General features: G+C 65.2%; 15 protein-coding genes. 12 read left to right on the forward strand and 3 right to left on the reverse strand.

Annotated features, from left to right (window positions below):
* The first annotated feature begins 25 nt into the window (after nt 1–25).
* Together OOZ48_RS09475 and OOZ48_RS09480 are read left to right on the forward strand one after the other, a co-directional pair.
* Nucleotides 26–2,251 (forward strand): sensor histidine kinase, encoded by a 2,226-nt coding sequence (locus OOZ48_RS09475; RefSeq protein WP_269497549.1) that lies wholly within the window; start codon nt 26–28, stop codon nt 2,249–2,251.
* Nucleotides 2,226–2,861: a response regulator gene (locus OOZ48_RS09480; RefSeq protein ID WP_269497551.1), complete on the forward strand. Its 636-nt coding sequence runs from the start codon at nt 2,226–2,228 to the stop codon at nt 2,859–2,861. Before OOZ48_RS09475 ends, OOZ48_RS09480 begins: the two co-directional genes overlap by 26 nt.
* A gap of 50 nt (nt 2,862–2,911) precedes the next feature.
* Here OOZ48_RS09480 and OOZ48_RS09485 read toward each other — a convergent pair whose 3' ends face one another.
* Nucleotides 2,912–3,976: a hypothetical protein gene (locus OOZ48_RS09485; protein ID WP_269497553.1), complete on the reverse strand. Its 1,065-nt coding sequence runs from the start codon at nt 3,974–3,976 to the stop codon at nt 2,912–2,914.
* 174 nt (nt 3,977–4,150) lie between these two features.
* Entirely contained in the window at nt 4,151–4,588 is a 438-nt protein-coding gene (tssE, locus tag OOZ48_RS09490) for a type VI secretion system baseplate subunit TssE (protein ID WP_269497555.1), read from the reverse strand.
* 101 nt (nt 4,589–4,689) lie between these two features.
* On the opposite strand from tssE, the gene tssF reads away from it, so the two are divergent.
* The 9 genes from tssF (at nt 4,690) to OOZ48_RS09535 (ending at nt 16,898) form a co-directional block, all read left to right on the forward strand.
* The gene (tssF, locus tag OOZ48_RS09495; RefSeq protein ID WP_269497557.1) at nt 4,690–6,465 is read left to right on the forward strand and encodes a type VI secretion system baseplate subunit TssF; all 1,776 of its coding nucleotides are present in this window, start codon (nt 4,690–4,692) and stop codon (nt 6,463–6,465) included.
* Nucleotides 6,462–7,409, forward strand: coding sequence for a type VI secretion system baseplate subunit TssG (gene tssG / locus OOZ48_RS09500; RefSeq protein WP_269497559.1), 948 nt, complete (start codon nt 6,462–6,464; stop codon nt 7,407–7,409). Before tssF ends, tssG begins: the two co-directional genes overlap by 4 nt.
* 308 nt (nt 7,410–7,717) lie before the next feature.
* Nucleotides 7,718–9,076, forward strand: coding sequence for a hypothetical protein (locus OOZ48_RS09505; protein WP_269497561.1), 1,359 nt, complete (start codon nt 7,718–7,720; stop codon nt 9,074–9,076).
* 123 nt (nt 9,077–9,199) lie between these two features.
* Nucleotides 9,200–10,837, forward strand: coding sequence for a type VI secretion system Vgr family protein (locus OOZ48_RS09510; protein WP_269497563.1), 1,638 nt, complete (start codon nt 9,200–9,202; stop codon nt 10,835–10,837).
* Between the two features lie 134 nt (nt 10,838–10,971).
* The gene (locus OOZ48_RS09515; protein ID WP_269497565.1) at nt 10,972–12,264 is read left to right on the forward strand and encodes a hypothetical protein; all 1,293 of its coding nucleotides are present in this window, start codon (nt 10,972–10,974) and stop codon (nt 12,262–12,264) included.
* A 31-nt stretch (nt 12,265–12,295) separates the two neighbouring features.
* Nucleotides 12,296–14,734 (forward strand): DUF2169 family type VI secretion system accessory protein, encoded by a 2,439-nt coding sequence (locus OOZ48_RS09520; protein WP_269497567.1) that lies wholly within the window; start codon nt 12,296–12,298, stop codon nt 14,732–14,734.
* A 34-nt stretch (nt 14,735–14,768) separates the two neighbouring features.
* Nucleotides 14,769–15,818 carry a pentapeptide repeat-containing protein gene (locus tag OOZ48_RS09525; protein WP_269497569.1) on the forward strand — a complete coding sequence of 350 codons (1,050 nt, stop codon included), beginning with the start codon at nt 14,769–14,771 and terminating at the stop codon, nt 15,816–15,818.
* 15 nt (nt 15,819–15,833) lie between these two features.
* Complete coding sequence (locus tag OOZ48_RS09530) at nt 15,834–16,493, forward strand: DUF3540 domain-containing protein (protein ID WP_269497571.1); 660 nt, start codon at nt 15,834–15,836, stop codon at nt 16,491–16,493.
* Nucleotides 16,494–16,502: 9 nt separating this feature from the next.
* Nucleotides 16,503–16,898 carry a DUF4150 domain-containing protein gene (locus OOZ48_RS09535; protein WP_269497573.1) on the forward strand — a complete coding sequence of 132 codons (396 nt, stop codon included), beginning with the start codon at nt 16,503–16,505 and terminating at the stop codon, nt 16,896–16,898.
* Nucleotides 16,899–16,908: 10 nt separating this feature from the next.
* Here the strand turns inward: OOZ48_RS09535 and OOZ48_RS09540 are convergent, their stop codons facing one another.
* Nucleotides 16,909–17,646 (reverse strand): hypothetical protein, encoded by a 738-nt coding sequence (locus tag OOZ48_RS09540; protein ID WP_269497575.1) that lies wholly within the window; start codon nt 17,644–17,646, stop codon nt 16,909–16,911.
* A gap of 158 nt (nt 17,647–17,804) precedes the next feature.
* Here OOZ48_RS09540 and tssJ point away from each other — a divergent pair, with 158 nt between their 5' ends.
* Entirely contained in the window at nt 17,805–18,512 is a 708-nt protein-coding gene (tssJ, locus tag OOZ48_RS09545; protein WP_269497576.1) for a type VI secretion system lipoprotein TssJ, read from the forward strand.
* The last annotated feature ends 3 nt before the right edge of the window (nt 18,513–18,515 follow it).

Consider the following 18,515-nt stretch of genomic DNA (forward strand, 5'->3'; position numbering starts at 1 on the left):
AGCGGCTCAGACAGCGGCGCTGCCCATGCGCACCCCCGGCCATCGGCTGCTGGCCGCTCTCGTTTATTGCCTGGCGGCGGGCCTGGCCGCGATCTGGATCGCCACCGCCCAGCCCTGGCTGGGCCTGGGTCTGCATGGCGGCCCCGATGGCCGGGTGACGGCGCAGACTTGCCGCACCCCCTGCGCCGGCATCCCGTCCGGCGCCGTGATCGCCGGCCTGCAAGCGCCCGGCGCCGGGGCGCTTGCAGAAATCACCGTCGTCGATCTCACCGAAGAGCCGGATGTCCTGCCGGACGCGGCGGCCCTGCGGCAGTTCCTCGAAGACCAGGGCAGGCTGGCGGCCTTGCTGGGCGCGCCGGCCGTCTCCGTCCTCTGGCACGGCACGGCGGGGGCGGCCCCGCACCAGACTCGGATCGAGCCGGCCACCCGCCCCTGGACCAGCCTGCCGGCCATCTTCTGGTTCCAGTGGCTGGCTGCCGCGACGGGCTGCCTGATCGCCATCTGGGTCTGGGCGCTCAGGCCGGGGGATGCCGCTACGCGGCTGTTTGCCCTGACCGGCCTGACCTTCCCGCTCTTTGCCTTGCCGGCAGCGATCTACGGCACCCGGGAACTCGCGCTCGACCCCGGCCTGTTTCGCGTGCTGACCTCGCTGAACTGCCTGGGCGCCCTCACATACGGCGCCGCCTTTGCGGCAATCTTTCTGGCACACCCGCGCCGCCTCGCAAAGCCGGCGGTGCTGCTGGCCTTTCCGCTCGCCGCCGTCCTCTGGTGGCTGCTCTCCGCCGTGGGCCTGCTGACCGACCCGGACTGGGTGATCCGCCTGCCGACGCTGAGCCTGATGCTGGCGGCCCTGGCCTTCGCGCTGATCCAATGGCGGCTGAGCCGCTTCCAGGCTGCGGACCGGGCCGCGTTGCGCTGGTTCCTGCTGTCGCTGCTGCTGGGCGCCGGACTGTATATCGCCAGCCATGTCGTCTCCAGCATCCTCGGCTGGCTGCCGCCCATCCCGCAAGGCTATGCCTTCGGGTTCTTTCTCATCATCTATCTGGGCATCGCCCTGGGCCTGAGGCGCTACCGCCTGTTCGACCTGGATGCCTGGGCCTACCGCCTGCTGGTGTCGATGGGGGTCCTGTTGGCCATCCTGCTGGCCGACGCCGCGATGATCACGCTCCTGGGCTGGTCGGCGCAAACCTCGCTGGGCCTGTCGATCTGGGGCGTCGGACTGCTGTATCTCCTGGTACGGCAACGGCTCTGGAAGCTGCTGGACAGGCCTCGCGACGATGACCTGGTCCGGGTTCTGCCCCTGCTGGTCGAAGTCGCCTTCGAACCCGGCCCGCAGAAACGCGAGCACGGCTGGCAGCAGCTACTGCGCACGCACTATGATCCGTTGCGCATCGAGATCCTGCCGGACAGCGCTGGAACGCTGGACAGCCGGGCGGCCGTCGAGCAGGACGGCGCCGCGCTGTACGTCCCGGCCGGCACCCGGCGCCCCGATCTGCGGCTGCTGCACCGCAACCAGGGCACGCGTCTGTTTTCCAGCCGCGACGCGCGCTTCGCCACCAGCATGATCCGCCTGCTGGAGCGCGCCGAAACCAGCCGCGACGCTTTCGAGGACGCCATCCGCCAGGAGCGCGGCCGCATTGCGCAGGATCTGCACGATGACGTCGGCGCCCGCCTGCTGATGCTCATCCATCGCGCACCGCAGCAGGAAACCGCCGACCTGGCGCGCCAGGCCATGAGCGATCTGCGCGACGCGCTTTCGGTGATCGACGCCGAGCCCAGCCGGCTGAGCGAAAGCCTGGCCGACTGGCGCTCGGAAGCCCAATCCCGCTGCCATGCGGCAGGCGCCGGCCTGATATGGCGTGTGCCGGCCACGGTCACCGATCCGCTGATCCAGCCGCGCCAGAAAATGCTGCTGACCCGGGCGCTGCGGGAATGCCTGAACAACTGCTTCAAGCACGCGCACCACGACGGCTTGCAGATCGAACTGTGCGGCATGCTGTCGGAGACGGGCCTGTTCACCCTCGATTGCACCGATAATGGCGAGGCGGCCGACCCCGGGCAATGGATCAAGGGCCGGGGCCTGCGCGGGCTGGAGCGGCGCCTGCACGACTTGGGCGGCACGGTTGAATTTCACCGTCTGCCCCAAGGCAGCCGGGTCCGCATGCAAATGGCCCTCGCCCTCCCGCCAGGCCGGCAGGCGGGCGCCTCACCCAGGAGGAACGACCATGGAACACTGCCTGCTGGTCGATGACCTGCCCGATGCGCTGGCGCTGATGTCGGACCTGATCCGCCGGGCATTTCCCGACATCGCATTACAGACGGCGGACAGCGTGCAGGAGGCCAAGCGCTGCATCCGCCGCCGGACATTTCAACTCGCGCTCATCGACCTCGAACTGGGCGACGGCGACGGCGCCGAACTCATCGCCTGGCTGGCCGAGCGGCAGCCCGACTGCGTGCCGATCGTGGGCACGATCTTCGATGACGACGATCATCTCATGGCGGCGCTGCAGGCCGGCGCCCAAGGCTACATCCTGAAAGACGAACCACCGGAGCTGGTCGCACAGCAGTTGCAGGGCATCCGCAACGAGCAGCCGCCCCTGTCTCCCGCCATCGCCCGGCGCATGATCCGGCATTTTCGCAAAACGCATGCCCTGCCCGCGGTCGAATGCCGCCTCAGCCCCCGGGAGTCCGAAACACTGGGCCTGCTGGCCAAAGGCCTGCGCCTGGCGGACATCGCCCAAGCCCTGGGAATTTCCCACCATACGGTGGGCGACCATGTCAAAGCCATCTACCGCAAGCTGAACATCAGCAGTCGAGCCGAAGCCGCGCTGGAGGCCCAACGCCTGGGCCTGGTCGATTGATCCATCCTCTGCACGGGCGGCGGGCCGCGCCGGCCACCCGCCCTCGGGATTCAGCCGCCGCTGCGCAGCTCGGCCATCTTGTCCACCATCAGGGTATTGGCCTGCGTCAGGACGGCGCGGGCGGCATCGGCGTACTTGCCCGATGTGGCGTGGAAAATGTATTCGCGCGTCTGGTTCTGGGTCTTGGTCATGGCCCCGAAGAGACCGCCCCTCAGGTAGCCCGTCGCTGCATTGAGGGCCATCGTGGCGCCGGCCTCGACCTCGCTGGTGACGTCCTCGATGGTGGCGAATTCCTGGTCGGAATGCACCGGCTGGCCCAGCGTGAGTTGCCCCGTCTGGGCGGTGGTGATCCCCGTCTCGCCCTTGCTGATGCCCAGAATGCCCGAATCCACCGTCATGCGCTGCCCGACCCGCATGGCCGTCGACGAAAAGAAACCATCACTGCCGGCCGCCCCGGCGAAGTCCACAATATAGGAGACGTTCAGGACCCGCGCATCGGAGATCTCGGCGAACTTGAACGCGGCATTCGAGATCCCCATGCTGTCGAAGCCCGCGAAGGCGCCGGGGTCCGGGCGCTCGCCCGTGAAGAAAGCCTGCTTCGGGCCGATCTGGGCCGGGGAATAAAAGTAGCCTGTTCCGTAGGAAGAGAACAGGCCCGAATTATCTTCCTGATAGGGGAAGTCGAATTCCTTGACGCCCTGGTAGGCCGGGCTGCCCGTGAAGGTCTCGCGAGGCACGACCTGGTAGCCGCGCGCCTGCAGCAGCGTGATGAGGTGTTCGTACATTTCATCGGTCACGCGCTGACGCGTGGCATCGTCTATCCCTTCGAGCTTGACCAGCCCACGGGTCACGGTGTTGTACGCCATGGTCTCCCGCTTGCGTTCCAGCTCCTTGCTGTCGTTGAACCCGACCTTGAAGCCGCCGATGACGACTTTGCTCACCTGCGCAAAGCCTTTCGCATAGCGGACTTCGACGGCGTCCTTGGTGGAAAGGCCCAGAAAACCGCCTTTGCGGGTCTCGGCACCCACGACGCCGTCTGTCGTGCCGACCGTCGTGCAGGCCGCCAGTGTGGCAAGCAGAAGACAAGGGGCCACAGACCGAAGCTTGAAAACCATGATTCAGAATCCTCTTGAAAATGGTCGACCACGCATTCCGGGCCGGAGCGCCCGGCATTAGGCATGCCGGACACAGGTTCATGTCGTCGACATGAAAAATTTACACACGTTCAAGATTTGAAACCATCCCGCGTACAGGGGATGTTTTTGAGGAAATGCGTACGGAGCCCCGCGCTAGGCCGAGGTCCTGGGCTCCACGTAGATCCGCCCCGCCGAATTCACCCGCAGGATCATGGCAAACGCCTGGTCGGGTGCATCGGCGCGGTCGGACTCGAGCTGTCCCCGCAGTTCGAAGCGCAGGGTGATGACCTCGCGCTGTTCCTGTTCGACCGTGATACGGGCGTTGCGCAAGCGGCGCTCGTAGCGGGCCGCCTGGCGGATGATGGCCTCCGACAGCGATTCGGTCGTTCCCAGGGCGAACGAGCCGGCGATGTTGCTCATGTCGGGCATGCCATACTCATGATCGATCGGCACCGAGCCCGCCCGCGTGTTCAGCAGCCGCTCGAGGTGGCGGGCGACGGAGTCGCGCAACTGGCGGTCGTACGGAACGCCCCCCACGCGGCCCGGATCCTCCAGCGCCGTCAAGCGCTCAAACAGACGAATATTGCTCATGCCGTCGGGCTTCCATTGAAAGAATGGCGTGAAAAATCATAGCATCTCCCGCGCGCCCGCCGTCACGCCTGCCTTGACACGGGGAAACGGGTTCATGCAGTATGACCGGCGCGGTCCCCGCCCAAGACTCCTTTACCGAACAGGCCATGGCCACCAGCTTCAACCGGTTCTACGCCACCGAACTCGCCCGCCTGCGCGCCAATTCGCTGGAATTCGCGCAGGCCAACCCGGCCGTCGCCCCCATGCTCGGCTCGGTGTCCACCGATCCCGACGTCGAGCGCCTCCTCGAGGGGGTGGCCTTTCTCAATGGCCTGACCCGCCAGAAGCTCGACGACGAGTTCCCCGAGATCGTCCAGGAGCTGGCCAGCATCCTGGTGCCCCAGTTCCTGCGCCCCCTGCCGGCCTCGACCATGATCGCCTTCACGCCGAAGGCCAAGCTGTCCGAGACGGCCACCATCGCCGAGGGCACCGAGATCGGCTCGACGCCCGTCGAGGGCGTCTCGTGCCGCTTCCGCACCACGGCCTCGCTGCAGATTCAGCCGATCACGCTGGAAACGGCCTCCAGCGAGCGCCTCCCGGACGGCTCCCACGCCCTGCGCCTGCAATTCCAGGCGCCCCAGGATGCACAGGGCATCCAGTTGCCCGAACGGCTGCGCCTGTTCCTCGCCGGCGAGCACGCCGACGCGGCCAATCTGTTCATGCTGCTCGGCAGCCAGGTCAAGAGCGTACGCGCGCTGGACCAAAGCGGGCACAGCGTCCCGCTGTCGAGCACGCTGTCCCTACCCGGCTTCGACGAATCCCTACTGCCCTATCCGGACAACGCCTTCCCGGCCTTCAGCTGGATCCAGGAATTGCTGTTCCTGCCGCAAAAATTCCTGTTCATCGAATTCACCGACCTGCACAAAGGCCTCGGGCGCCTGCAAGGCGAGCGCTTCCGCATCGAGATCGTCTTCCATCGCAGCAGCTTCACCATGCCGGAGGTCACGGCACGCAACTTTGCGCTGAACGTCACGCCGGCGGTCAATCTGTTTCCCGTCGAGGCCGAGCCCATCAATCTCGACCACGAGATGTCGGAATACCTGATCCTGCCCCATGGCTCGCAGCGCCGGCATCATCAGATCTATTCCATCGACTCGGTCAGCGGCTACGTGCAGGGCGGCGCGGAGCCCAAGCGCTACGTGCCCTTTTCCCTGCTGACCCATTCGCGCCAGGAGGCGCAGGCCAGCTACCGGACCTCGATGCGGCCCGCGATGGTGGGCGACACCATCGACACCTATCTGTCGGTCGTCTACCACGCCGGCGACGAGCCCGCCAACGAAACCCTGTCGCTGCGGCTGACCTGCACCAACCGCACCCTGCCAGAAAATCTCAAGCTCGGCGACGTCTCGCGCGCCACCAGTTCATCGCCCGAGCGCTTCGAATTTCGCAACATCACGCCCGTCACCGCCGCCATCGACCCGCCGCACGGCGAGAAACTGCTGTGGGACGTCATCAGCCACACCACGCTCAATCTGCTGTCGCTCTCCAGCATCGAGACCCTGCGCGCCATGCTGCGGCTGTACAACTCGACCTGCTCGTACGACAGCGGCGTGCGCAGCGCCAACGAACGCCAGATCGACGGCCTGCTGGATCTGGCCATCACCCGCGAGATGCGCCTGGTGCGCGGCACCATGATGCAGGGCCAGCACGTCGTGCTCACGTGCGAGGAAAAAAACTGGCCCAGCGCGGGGGCGATGTATCTGTGGGGCTGCGTCCTGGATCGCTTCCTGGCCTGCTACGCCGGCATCAATTCCTATACGCGGTTCGAAATCCACGACAAGAATACGGGGACCACATTCAAATGGCCGATGCGCATGGGACGCAAGCCGGTGCTATGAAGCCCCGGCTGCTCGCCCACGGCGAGCGCTTCTCGTTTTCGCAGGCCTACCGCCTGCTGCGGCTGCTCGCCCGGCGCGAAGGCGCCGAGACCCCCGCCATCAAGGTGCGGCCGAACCTCAGCCTGGATTTTCCCGGCACGGACCTCAGCTCGGTCCATGAAGTCGGTCCGGGCGAATACCGCCTGACGGCCAATTTCCTGGGCCTGTACGGGGTCACCTCGCCGCTGCCCAATTTCTATACCGAGGACCTGCTCGACGAACTGCATGACGGGCGCCACAGCAATCGCGACTTCCTCGACATCATCAGCCAGACCATCTATCCGCTGTTCTTTCGGGCGTGGCTGAAATCGCGGGCGCACATCCGCATCAAGGAATTCGACGACCGCCGGCTGCTCGAGATTTTCCACACTTTCGTCGGCATCAGCCGGCCGCTGCGCTACCTCGACCGCCCGGGCGTCTCGCACCTGCTGCGGTTTGCCGGGCTGTTCAGCCAGTACCCGCGCTCGGCCATGGGTCTGCAGACCATCGTCGCGGCCCTGTACCCGGGCACCCGGGTCGACATCATCCAGCAGGACGAGCGCTGGCAGCCCATTCCGCCGGACCAGCGCCTGGCCCTGGGCCACCAGGCCTGCACCCTGGGCGAGGACGCGCACCTGGGCGTCCTGGTCAAATGCCGCAGCGGCAACCTCGCGCTGCGCATCACCGAGGTCGACAGCGGCCTGTTCCTCAAGCTGCTGCCCGGCGGCGAGGAATTCGAAAAGCTCCGCTTCCTGGTGCGCTATTACCTGCTGGACCCCCTGCACGTCCAACTCGAGATCGGGCTGAAGACCGGCACGGCGCGCCCGCTGCTGCTGGGGGCGGGACGCTGGACCTCGCTGGGCCGCGACAGCTGGCTCGTCTGGCACGATACCAAGCACCGGGGCCGGCTGAGATTCATTTTGTAAATCAAAGAATCATTTTCTAATTAAAAAATCCCCCCGAAAAGCATGCCGCGGGATTGTGTCTTGATGTAATCTTTCGTCAAAAGCAGCGACGGGAGACCCTCATGGCGACCTCCAGCAAGCAATCCTTCCTCACCCCCTGGCCTCCCCCAGGCACATGGTCCAGCGCGCCCCCTCGGCCACCCGCCGAACCCTGACGTTCATCGGCAGGCGCCCCCACCCTCAAGGCGCGATTCCATCCTACCGCCACTCTCATTTCCCACGCCGGATCCGCGCACACGGTCCAGGTGGGCAAGCTTTCTGGACCCATCATGACAGAACCCGAACACGGCGTTGCCGAGTCCACTGAAGGACACAAGTTCTCCTGGTACGGCGACGGCGAGACCAAGGTCGCCGCCAACTCGGAATTCGCGCTGACCTATGGGGTGAAAACCGAGGTTTCCCTGGGGATGAGTACGGAATTCTCGCTGGCCGCCAAAACCGAAATATCCATCGGCGCCAAACTCGAGGCCAGCGTCGGCTATGCCTTCGAATTCAAAAAGGACGGGGCGCTCGAGTTCGCCAAGAGCGGCGGCGTTCATTACCTCGATTCCTATGTCGCCAACATCGGTGCCAGCGCCGGCCAACGCCTCGCCATCAAAATCCTCTCGACGGCGGCCTGGATCCTGATCGGCCTGCAGGCGGCCCTGATGGTGGCGTATTCGGTCGCCGCGGTGGCAATCAAGGTCAAGGACCCGAAGGACGAGCACCTCTACCTGCCCGACAGCAAATTCCCGATGGCGCATCTGAGTTCCATGCTCACGATCGCCATCAACCTCGGCGCCATGCTGACGATTGCGGCGGGCCGTCTCATGGACCTGAGCGAGACCAGCGATCCGGCCGGCGTGCTGTCCATGGACACGACCTCGGCGGTCTTCCTGGGATCCCGGCCGGCCGCCGGCGGCACATCCGCGGGGGTCACCCTCGATGCCACCGGCATCGAGCTGAGCACCGCAAACGCGGACCTGCGCTACCAGAAGCCCTCCCCCCACAGCTCGTCCATCATCGGCTTCCAGGACAAGCCGAACGCGCAGAACGTGGCGGGCGCGCGCCTGAACCTGAATGCGGACGGCTCGCTCCAGGCCTGGGGCGACAGCCTGACGACCACAGTGGCCAGCTCCGCCACTCAAAAAGCGCAGATCCACGTGCTGCAGGTCACGGACGGAACGGGTGCGGACCAGCCCAGCTTCCTGCGCACGAACGAGGGCGGAACCTACATCCACGCCAATGCGGACAACGCCCTGTTCGTGAGCTCCGCGATCGGCGTCAACGCCATCGCCGGGGACTCGTTCCTGGGCGTGGGCGCATCCAAGGCCGCGATCGGCCGCGACGGCAACACCCTGGAATGCAGCGCGGGCGCGGTCACGCTCGCATTCGGCAACACCAAGCTGACCATCGATGCCACCGGCATCAATCTGGGCGGCGGTGCGATCTCGATCATGGCGCCGGGGGGCCCCATCAGTTCGCTCGACCTCGTCAACCTCAAGATGCGGTCCACCGAGCAAGAGGCGCTCCAAAGAGCCCATGTCACCCGACTGATCGTGCACAATGCAAAGCTCCAGGCCCTGAGCAAGGCCGTGCGCACGATGAACGAGACACTGATCGCCCTTCGTCCGGGCGACAAGATGTAGCGCCCGGTCGCTTGATGCGCGCACTCGAATCATGCGCCCGCGTCCTGCGGCGCCGCGCGTCATACACCTCGATATTGCTTGGTGTTAAGCTTGGCCCTGAGACAGCGACAGGGAGACATCCATATGGCGATCAACGACAAGGATCTGCTCTTCACCTTCGAACTGGACGGGTCCGGCTCCAAGCTGCAAGTGATACGCTTCGAGGGCCGCGAGGCGATATCGCGCCTGTTCGAATTCGACATCACCCTGGTCAGCGACGATCCCGACATCGATCTCGATGCGGCCCTGAAGTCCACGGCGGTCCTCACCCTTCGATCACGCGACCTATCGGCCTCCACGCCCTATCGCGGCATGCTCGCGCAATTCGAACAGCTGGGCGGCGTCGACAACTATTATTTTTATCGCGCCACGCTCGTCCCCCGGCTCTGGCGGGCCGGCCTCAATCGCCTCAATGAGGTCTACCTCGACGAACAAACCATCCCCCAGATCATCCGGACGCTGCTCGAACGCAACGACCTCAAAGGCCCCGACCTCAAGATGCTGCTGAAGGAGCCCTCGGACTATCGGGCCCGCAGCTTCACCTGCCAGTACCAGGAAAGCGACCTGGCCTTCGTCTCGCGCTGGATGGAACAGGAAGGCCTGTACTATTACTTCGACCACGACAGCAGCCACTCCGGCGAGGTGCTGGCCATCCTGGACTACAAGGAAGCCCAGCCCACCGACGCCCTGCAACTGCGCTACACCCCGCCCGAAAACGTCCAGACCGACCGCCAGGACAGCTGCGTCACCGCATTCACCTGCCGCAAGACGCACCTGCCCGGCAAGACACTGGTCCAGGACTTCAACTACCGGCTGGCCAAGCTGGGCGACAACCTCAAGGCCGAGGCCCAGGTCCGCGACGGCGCGCAAGGCGAATACATGCTCTATGGCCAGAACCTGCGCACAGAAGGCGACGCCCGGCGCCTGTCCAGGATCCGCGCCGAGGAACTGGGCGCGCAAGGCACCGTGTTCCACGGCGAAGCCCCGGCGATCGGCGTGCGCAGCGGCTACTTCATCGAGGTCGACAACCATTTCCGCGACAGCTGCAACGCCCGCTACCTCGTCACCGAGGTGACCCACCGCGGATCCCAGGCCGGCGTCGTGCTCGCCGGACAGAACACCGGCTACAACCAGAGCGAGCAAGGCTCGACCTACCACTGCGAATTCCAGGCCATCGGCTCGGACCTGCAGTACCGCGCCCCCCGGCTGACGCCGCGCCCCTCCATCGACGGGGTCCTCAGCGCCCTGATCGACTCCGAGGGCGATGGGGCGGTGGCGGAGCTCAACGATTACGGCCAATACAAGGTCCAGCTGCTGTACGACTATTCGGACAAGCCCGTCAACAAGGGATCATCGTGGCTGCGCATGGCCACGCCCTACGCCGGGAAATCCGAGGGCATGCATTTTCCGCTGCTCAAGGGGACCGAGGTGCTGCTGGCCTTCAACCAGGGCGACCCGGACCAGCCGATCATCCTGGGCGCCGCCCCCAATTCCGAGGCGCAAAGCATCGTCGACAGTTCCAATGCCACCAACAACGGCATACGCACCGCCGGCGGGAATTCGCTCGTGATGGTAGACACAAAGGATAAACAGTTAATCAGTTTCTACTCGCCCACCCAGAAGTCACTGATCTACATCGGCGCATTTCCAGAGGCGCAGGATTCGCCGAAAGAGACCCAATCCGCCAGCAACCCGGCCGACGTCCTGCAGTCCGTGATATGACGCAAGGCGCCCGACTCACCCTGATACGTACCTGGATCAAACCTCACCTGGATTGAACAATGGCAGACAAAGGCATGGGCCTTTTCACGGCAGGCAACTACAAGACGTGGATCGGCCAAGGCAAGACCGAGGTGGTGGCCGCCTCGAACTACACACTGACCTATGGGGTCAAAACCAGTTTGTTCCTGGGCATGACCAACGATTTCACGATCGGCGCCAAGAGCACGTTTTTCCACGGGACCAGCTTCGACGCCAAAAAAGGGACCGCGTTCGAGATATCCAAGGCGAGCGTTCTTCGGGTAGGCGGAGAGGGTGGGTTTCACTACTCCGACCACCACTTTGCCAGCGTCGGCTCGAGCAGGGCGCAAAAGCTCCTGATCGAAAAGGCGCGCTCGGCCGCCTGGTTGCTGATCAATATCCAGACCGTGTCGATGACCGCATTGGCGACAACGGCTTTGGCATTCAAGGTCGACGAACTGGAAAACGCAGGCAAAGCCGATCCGCACAGCAGCAAAGACGTCTTTGGCTACGTGGCCTCGATCGCCACGATCCTCACCAGCCTGGCGGTCATGCTGGGGATTCTGAACAAACGATTCAACCGGTATTGCAAGACCGACACGCCGGTGGGCCTGCTTTCAATGCAAAGCGCCGCGACGGGCTCCGTCTTCCTGGGCACACGGGATTCGTCCGGGCGCAGTTCGGCCGGCGTCGCCATGAACAGGACCGGGATCGAACTCAGCACCGCGGATGACGACCTGGAGTACCGGAAGGCCGGCACCGCCACCATCGGCTTCAAGAAAAAACCCAATGCGGGTCCCGTAGGGGGCGCACGGCTGAAGCTCAATGCCAAAGGCAATATCGAAGCCTGGGGCAAGGACATGGCGATCACCCTCAAGGGCGACGCCACCCACAAGGCACGCAAGCACAACCTGGTGATCACTGACGATCAAGGCGGCGAGACCGACAGCCACCTGCGCATGGATGCGACCGGCGCCGCCATCCAGGCGACCAACACAACCGGATTTTTCACGGACAAGAACATAGGCAGTTGCATCGCGGCCGACACATCCTCTGTGCTCGTGAGCGAGGACTTATGCTTGCTCAAGCACGGCGACAGCACGCTCTGCCTGGAGGACAGGAAAGTCACACTGGACCTGGGCGGTACCGAAATCAAGATCGACCCCACCGGCATCAACCTGGGCGGCGGCGCACTGACGATCATGGCACCCGGGGGCGGCAGTTCAACGCTCGGCGCCAAGGACATCGCCAAGATCAAAAAACACCTCAGCAAGCTCAAGGCGGCCAGGAAAGCCGAGAAGGCCCAATTGAAAGCCCAGCAGCAGAAAATCGAGATCGAAGACCAATCCGCAGATTCGTCGCAGGCCGCCATCATCAGCGCAAGCTCCGTCTCGAATCCCGACGCATGAACCACCATTTCCCGAGGCCAGGACACCGCCCGTGACCCCCGCTTTTCCCTCCCTGCAGACCTTTATCCCCGAGGGCGCCGAACTCATGCGGCGAATCTACAGCCCCGCCCCGGGCCAGACCGCGCTCGCCTTCGGCGTCATCCTGCCGTTCCCCCTGTACCCACCCGAGGGCGGACCGGCGCCGGCCATGGACGGTCTCTGGAACCGGGTGACCCAGGTCCTGGGCAAGGAGGGCCTGCTGGACGAAGGCTGGCCCAAACCCCGCGGCGAACTGCTGGCGGCCGGATCCTGCCATCCGCCCCAAGGCCACCGCGACCAGCCGGTATCCGCCAGCATCTCGGCGGGCTCTCTCACCAAGCAGCTGGCGGTTTTCGGCGAACGGCGCTATGGTCCGATGGGCCGAATTTCGGCGCCCCTGCCCTTCGACGCGATGCCCCTCACACTCGCCCAGGCCTTCGGCGGCGAGGATCATGCTTTCAACACAGCGGGCAAGGGATTCGATACCCAGGATGGGGCCGAGTTGCCCAATATCGAATCCCCGCACGCACTGATCGCAGCCCACGGCGACCGGCCCGATCCGGCCGGCTTCGGACCGCTGCCCATCACGGCGCCGCAGCGCGCCCGCCATCTGGGATCCCACGGGCCGCAGTGGTTGGAGGAACGCTGGCCACATCTGCCGCTGGACAGCGATCCGCAGTTCTTCATGGCGGCACCCGAGGACCAGCGGATCCAGGGATTCTGGGCAGGAGGCGAGCCCGTCCTGGCGCGCAATATGCACCCGGATTTTCCGGACCTGGGCGGCCGCGTGCCCCAGTTGCGGCCCCGGTTCTTCGTCCACCAGACCCAGCCTGACGGCGAGGTGCGTTTCGTCGAACTGAAGGTCAACACCGATACCGTCTGGCTGCTGCCGGGCGAACGCATCGGCGTGGCGATCTATCGCGCCCTGGTTCCCATCCACACGCCCGATGCCCGCGACGTCAATGGTTTCCTGGCCGAATTCGAGTCCCCCGACGACCCGGAAAGCCCGCTTGAATACTATATCGGCCGCTGCCTGCGGGCCATGTCGCCCGAGGCGTTCAAGGACATTCCCGATCCGGTCGAGGTCGAAAAGGCCAACGCCAACCTGGACAACCACGAACTGCTGCAGAAAATCACCGAGCAAAAAGAACTGTTTCATCAGATGCTCGCCAAGCGGGGCGTGGATGAAGCCACCCTCATGCGCGAACTCTCGGACAACCCCCACACCCGGAAGTTCGCCCAGACCATCGCGCAGCGCAGCGGCAGCCTGTCCGGCTTTTTCAGCGAAATCGAGCAACTGCTGCACGCCATCGAGGGGACGGACACGACGGCGACCGCGGCGCCCATGCCCTCCCTGGCCTCGGTGCTGCCGCCACCCGCGGCCACGGCGCCGCAGGCCCCCGACGCCCCGATCGCATCGCCCGCATCCCACGGCGAGGCACTGCGCGACGAGGCCCTGGGCGCCCGCCATCGCCAGATCGTGCTCAACCGGGCGAGCAATGGCCAAGCCTGCAGCCAGCTCGACCTCAGCCAGGCGAATCTCGCGGGCTTGAACCTGGCCGGCATGGATTTTTCCGGCGCCTTGCTGGCCGGCGCCAATTTCGCGGGTGCCCAGTTGCAAGGGGCCAACCTGCAAGGGGCCGTCCTGCAAGGGGCCCGGCTGGATGCGGCCAATCTGGCCGGTTGCCGGCTCGAGCAGGCAACGCTGGACCGCGCCAGTTTTTCAGGGGCCGTTCTGCAAGGGGCGATCCTGGACGGCAGCGACTGCACCGGCGCCAATTTCGCCGGCACCGACCTGTCGGGCGTCAGCCTGCGCCAGGCCACCTTGTCCTACGCGTGGCTCAATCGCGTCCGGGCCCCCCAGATCCAGGCTGACGGCGCCGATTTCTCGCATGCCAATCTCGAGGGCATCGATCTGGCGCGCGCCAGCCTGGATCAGGCGAACTTCACAGGCGCACGGCTGCGCCGCGCCGTCATGGACGATGCCTCCTGCGTGTCCGCCAACTTTACCCAGGCCGACCTGAACGATGCCTCGCTGGCGCGCTGCGATCTGCGCAACAGCCAATCCACCGCGGGCTCGCAATGGAGCGGAGCCAATCTGCAAAAGGCCGTACTCGATGACGCCAGCTGGATCGGCGCCTCGCTGGAGGGCGCGCAGATGGACGGCCTCAAGGCCTTGAATGCCGATCTGTCGGATGCGGATCTGCGCAGCGCGGGCATCGCGAACGCCGACCTGCGCAAGGCCACCTTCGACCGCGCCGACCTCAGCCACGCCAGGCTGGAGCGCTCGAACCTGATGGAGGCCTCATTCATCCATGCCGACCTCAGCCACTGCCGGCTCGAGGACAGCAATCTGTACGGCGCGACATTCATGGATACGACGCTGGACCATACCAGGCTCGCAGGCGCCAACCTGGATGGCACGATACTCAAGATTCGTGCCGATGCCTGAGACCGATCGACCGTAGCCCACCCACGGACCCGCCATGCCACCACACACGACCCCTCAAATCATCGATGGCACCCTCGAAGACGCCGACCTCAGCGATGCCGCCCTCGCCGGCACCGACTTCACCGGCATCCGTTTCCGCCAGGTGATCTTCCGCAACGCCGACTTGGGGACCGTAGACTTCACCGGCGCGGATTTCCAGGCGTGCGATTTCACGGGCGCCAACCTGGCCGAGGCCAACCTCATGGGCGCCACGCTGGCCGCCTGCATACTGGACCAGGCCCGGCTGGACGGCGCCAGCCTGACCACCGCCACCATGACCGGCAGCAGTCTGAACGGCGCCAGCGCCGAAGGCGCGGATCTGTCGGCTGTGCTCCTGGATCAGTGCTCGTTGAACCAGGCCGTGCTGCGCAACACCGACCTGTCGCTGGCCCGCATCAACGGCTGCCAGTTGGACGGCACCGACCTGTCGGGCGCCAACCTGGAGCGCTTCATGGCCCTGGACACCGATCTCAGCAAAGCCCTGTTTCGCGACAATACACTCGACAGCGCCATGCTGATGAAGGCCAACCTGGCGGGCCAGCGCTTCCCCGGATGCGCGCTGGAGTTGACCCTGTTCGTCGAGGCCGATCTGCAGGGGGCGGATTTCTCGAACTGCACCCTGCAGGACACGCAGTTCGCCAAATCCAAACTGAGCGGCGCCAGCCTCAAGGGGGTCAATGCCAACAGCGTGAGCTTCGCCATGGCGGACCTGAGCGCCGCCGACCTCTCGGACGCCAGTTTCGAGATGTGCGACTTCTCCAACGCGACGCTGAATGCGGCACGCTGCACCAACAGCACATTCTCCACCTGCCCGCTGGTCCACATGCAGGCGAGCGACAGCGTCTGGGACGGCGCCTCGCTCAAGCTCTGCGACTTGTCCCACGTGGTATTCGACCGGGCCAGTTTCCGCAACGGTTCACTGAACATCTGCAACCTGCACGAGATGTCCGAGGACAAGACCCTCTGGGACGGTACCACGTTCAACGAAACCCAGCGCACCAATCCGGAGCGCGCCCAGGCTGAAAACTGGGCACCGCCCCAATAAGTTCCGGAGCCCGATATGGCCGCCACGATTTCCCCCCTGAAAAAGACCGCGCCCGCCATCGAGGCGCGCCTCGTCCACGCCCGCGTCAGCGGGACGCAGGACGGCATGATCCAGGTCGATCATCCCGAAGGCCCTGTCGCGCGGCGCGCCCTGAGCTGCCTGATCGAACCGCAGGCCGGCGACCTCGTCCTGCTGGCCCTGGATCCGGCACACGTGCACGGGCATGTTCTTGCCGTCCTCGAGCGGCCCGGGCCGCAGGATGCCGACCTGGCGCTGCCCGGCGGGGGCGTGATCCTCGCCCGCGACGGCGAGGTGGCCCTGCGGGCGCCGTCCCTGCGGCTCGAGGGCCGCGAGCGCATCGCCCTGGATACCGGCGCGCTCGAGGTGGCCGCCGTGAGCGCCTCCACGACCGTCAAGCATTGGCAAGGCTGGTTCGATACCCTCGAGGCCTACGCCGTCTCCATCGAATATTCGGCTAAGACCCTGTCGGCCAGGTTGGGGCGGCTGCTGTCGCGCTCGCTCGAAAGCTTCCGATCCGTCGAGGGCCTGGACGAAACCCGCGTGGGCCGCAGCCGCACGCGGGTGCGCGACGACCATCGGCTCGAGGCCGGCCACATCACCGCGCGCGCCGACGGCTTCGTCAAGATCGACGGCCAGAAGATCGACCTGGGTTGAGGACACGCCATGCCATTCGTCGCCACCATCAAGTCCGGGCAGGCCATCTGCACGCCCGACGTCTGCAAGACCCCCGCGCCGCCGGGCTCGCCCATCCCGATCCCTTATCCCAACACGGCCATGACGACGCTGGCCAACCCGCCCACCACCAAAGTCCTGGTCGATGGCGCGCCCGCCGTGACGAAATCCTCAAAGCTACCGCTGAGCAACGGCGACACCGCAGGGTCGGTCGGCGGCGTGGTGTCGGGCACCATCATGGGCGAATGCGAGTGGGTCATGGCCAGCTTCAAGGTCAAGTTCGAGGGCAAGCCCGTCATCCGCCAGGGCGACAGCGCCAAGTCGAACAAGGGCAACGCGTTCGGATCACTGCTGCAGCCCAGCCAAGCCAAGGTCAACTGCAATTGAAGGCCGGCGCCTAAGGTTGCGGATGAAACTCATTGACCGGACGGCCCGAGGCGTCCAGCGCGATCCGGTCGCCGGGATAGTGCCGGACCAGGGCGCTGCGCCGCTCGCCGCCGTACTCGTAGGTGACGCGAAACGGCGATTCGGTGTATTGCACGCGCACCCTGGGCAGGCAGGTGGTCTCGATGTAGAACTGCTGGTCGGGCAGAAACTGTCCGGGCTGCGTGGGCTCGAGCAGCGACTGGGGCGGGCTGTCCGGAAACAGCAGATTGAACAAGCCATCGCCCAGGATGCCGCCGATCAGCGAGACCGCCGCGACCAGGGGCAGCTTGCCGGGCCAGTAGGAGTAGGCCAAGGAGCCCAGGCCATAGGCGCCGGCCACCATGCCCGGCCCTGCGATGGCGCCGACGGCGATGCCGCCGGCGACCGTCGGGTAGGTCCATTTCTTGTGATTTTCACCATAGTTGCGGGTGAACTTGTAGCCCACCAGGCCGCCCAGCACCCCGCCCAGAATCGGTTTCCAGTATTTCACCAGCCAGGACTGGTTCTCGTACTGCTGTCGGGCGCGCTCGCGTTCGCTGACGATCGTCTGCCAGCACACGTCCTCTTTTTTTGTTTTGGCGATTGTTTCATGTGTGACCGAGAGGACCGGCACGCTGCCCTGCGCGCCGGCGGCCCGCGCGCCGAACGAGGCGCCCGCCGCCCAGGCGGAACCCGTCCCGCACGCCATGCCCCAAGCTAGAAAGGACATTGAGTAGATCACGCAAGCACATGATTTTCCGAGGGTGCGCGGCACAAAACCTGGGGATTGACGAAGGGTCATGGGCTATAATCCCACGAGACGTCGGGATACATCTCGAATATTGAGGCAGTTTATTTTCATACCCTCACCATTGCAAGCGCACCCGAATGCCTGACAAACGACACCTGTTGTTACTCGCCTTGGCCGGTGCGCTGTTTCTGGCCCAGGGGTGTTCGAGCGTCAATTCCGCCATGGGCGGCAATACCCAGAAGGAAGCCAAGGCCGAGGTCAGCTGGGATTTCGCCCGCGATGCCATCCAGATCGAACTGGCGTCCGACGACAACCTGAACGCCTATTTCGACCAGCCGCACACCCTGGTCATGGGGGTGTTCCAGCTCGAGGACGCCAAGGCCTTCACGAAGCTGCTGGGCGACGCCGGCCAGCTCAAGACCATCCTCGCCACGGGCGACGCCGGCCAGGACGTCATCCAGCTCGACCGCTACGTGGTCAGCCCCGGCAAGCACACCATCCTCGACATCGACCGCGTACAGGACGCCAAGTTCGTGGGTATCGTTGCGGGGTATTATCATTTCGATCCGACGGCGTCGTCGCGGCTCTTTCGCATACCGCTCAACATCGAGACCAGCGGGCTGGTCAGCACGACCTACAAGGCCCAGCCCGCGCACCTCGCGCTGCGCCTGCAGCTGGGGCGCACCCGCATCGCCAATGCGCAAAGCCTGACCTTCGACGCCGACGCAAAACCCAACATCGAGGCCGTGCCGCTCGATGCCGGCGCGCTCGAGATCGAGCTGAACGACAAAACCTTGAGCGACGCCGAGGCTTCCGCCGGCGCCGCCAGAAAGCTCAGGAAATAAGGA

It is taken from the genome of Castellaniella sp. S9 (assembly GCF_027257175.1).
Classification (GTDB): domain Bacteria; phylum Pseudomonadota; class Gammaproteobacteria; order Burkholderiales; family Burkholderiaceae_B; genus Castellaniella.

What these genes read in the sequence shown, in the direction of transcription:
- tssJ (WP_269497576.1), top strand. Translation starts at nt 17,805, where the DNA reads ATGCCTGACAAACGACACCTGTTGTTACTCGCCTTGGCCGGTGCGCTG.
- OOZ48_RS09530 (WP_269497571.1), top strand. Translation starts at nt 15,834, where the DNA reads ATGGCCGCCACGATTTCCCCCCTGAAAAAGACCGCGCCCGCCATCGAG.
- OOZ48_RS09485 (WP_269497553.1), bottom strand. Translation starts at nt 3,976, where the DNA reads ATGGTTTTCAAGCTTCGGTCTGTGGCCCCTTGTCTTCTGCTTGCCACA.
- OOZ48_RS09540 (WP_269497575.1), bottom strand. Translation starts at nt 17,646, where the DNA reads ATGTCCTTTCTAGCTTGGGGCATGGCGTGCGGGACGGGTTCCGCCTGG.
- tssG (WP_269497559.1), top strand. Translation starts at nt 6,462, where the DNA reads ATGAAGCCCCGGCTGCTCGCCCACGGCGAGCGCTTCTCGTTTTCGCAG.
- OOZ48_RS09480 (WP_269497551.1), top strand. Translation starts at nt 2,226, where the DNA reads ATGGAACACTGCCTGCTGGTCGATGACCTGCCCGATGCGCTGGCGCTG.
- tssF (WP_269497557.1), top strand. Translation starts at nt 4,690, where the DNA reads ATGACCGGCGCGGTCCCCGCCCAAGACTCCTTTACCGAACAGGCCATG.
- OOZ48_RS09525 (WP_269497569.1), top strand. Translation starts at nt 14,769, where the DNA reads ATGCCACCACACACGACCCCTCAAATCATCGATGGCACCCTCGAAGAC.
- tssE (WP_269497555.1), bottom strand. Translation starts at nt 4,588, where the DNA reads ATGAGCAATATTCGTCTGTTTGAGCGCTTGACGGCGCTGGAGGATCCG.
- OOZ48_RS09535 (WP_269497573.1), top strand. Translation starts at nt 16,503, where the DNA reads ATGCCATTCGTCGCCACCATCAAGTCCGGGCAGGCCATCTGCACGCCC.
- OOZ48_RS09505 (WP_269497561.1), top strand. Translation starts at nt 7,718, where the DNA reads ATGACAGAACCCGAACACGGCGTTGCCGAGTCCACTGAAGGACACAAG.
- OOZ48_RS09510 (WP_269497563.1), top strand. Translation starts at nt 9,200, where the DNA reads ATGGCGATCAACGACAAGGATCTGCTCTTCACCTTCGAACTGGACGGG.
- OOZ48_RS09475 (WP_269497549.1), top strand. Translation starts at nt 26, where the DNA reads ATGCGCACCCCCGGCCATCGGCTGCTGGCCGCTCTCGTTTATTGCCTG.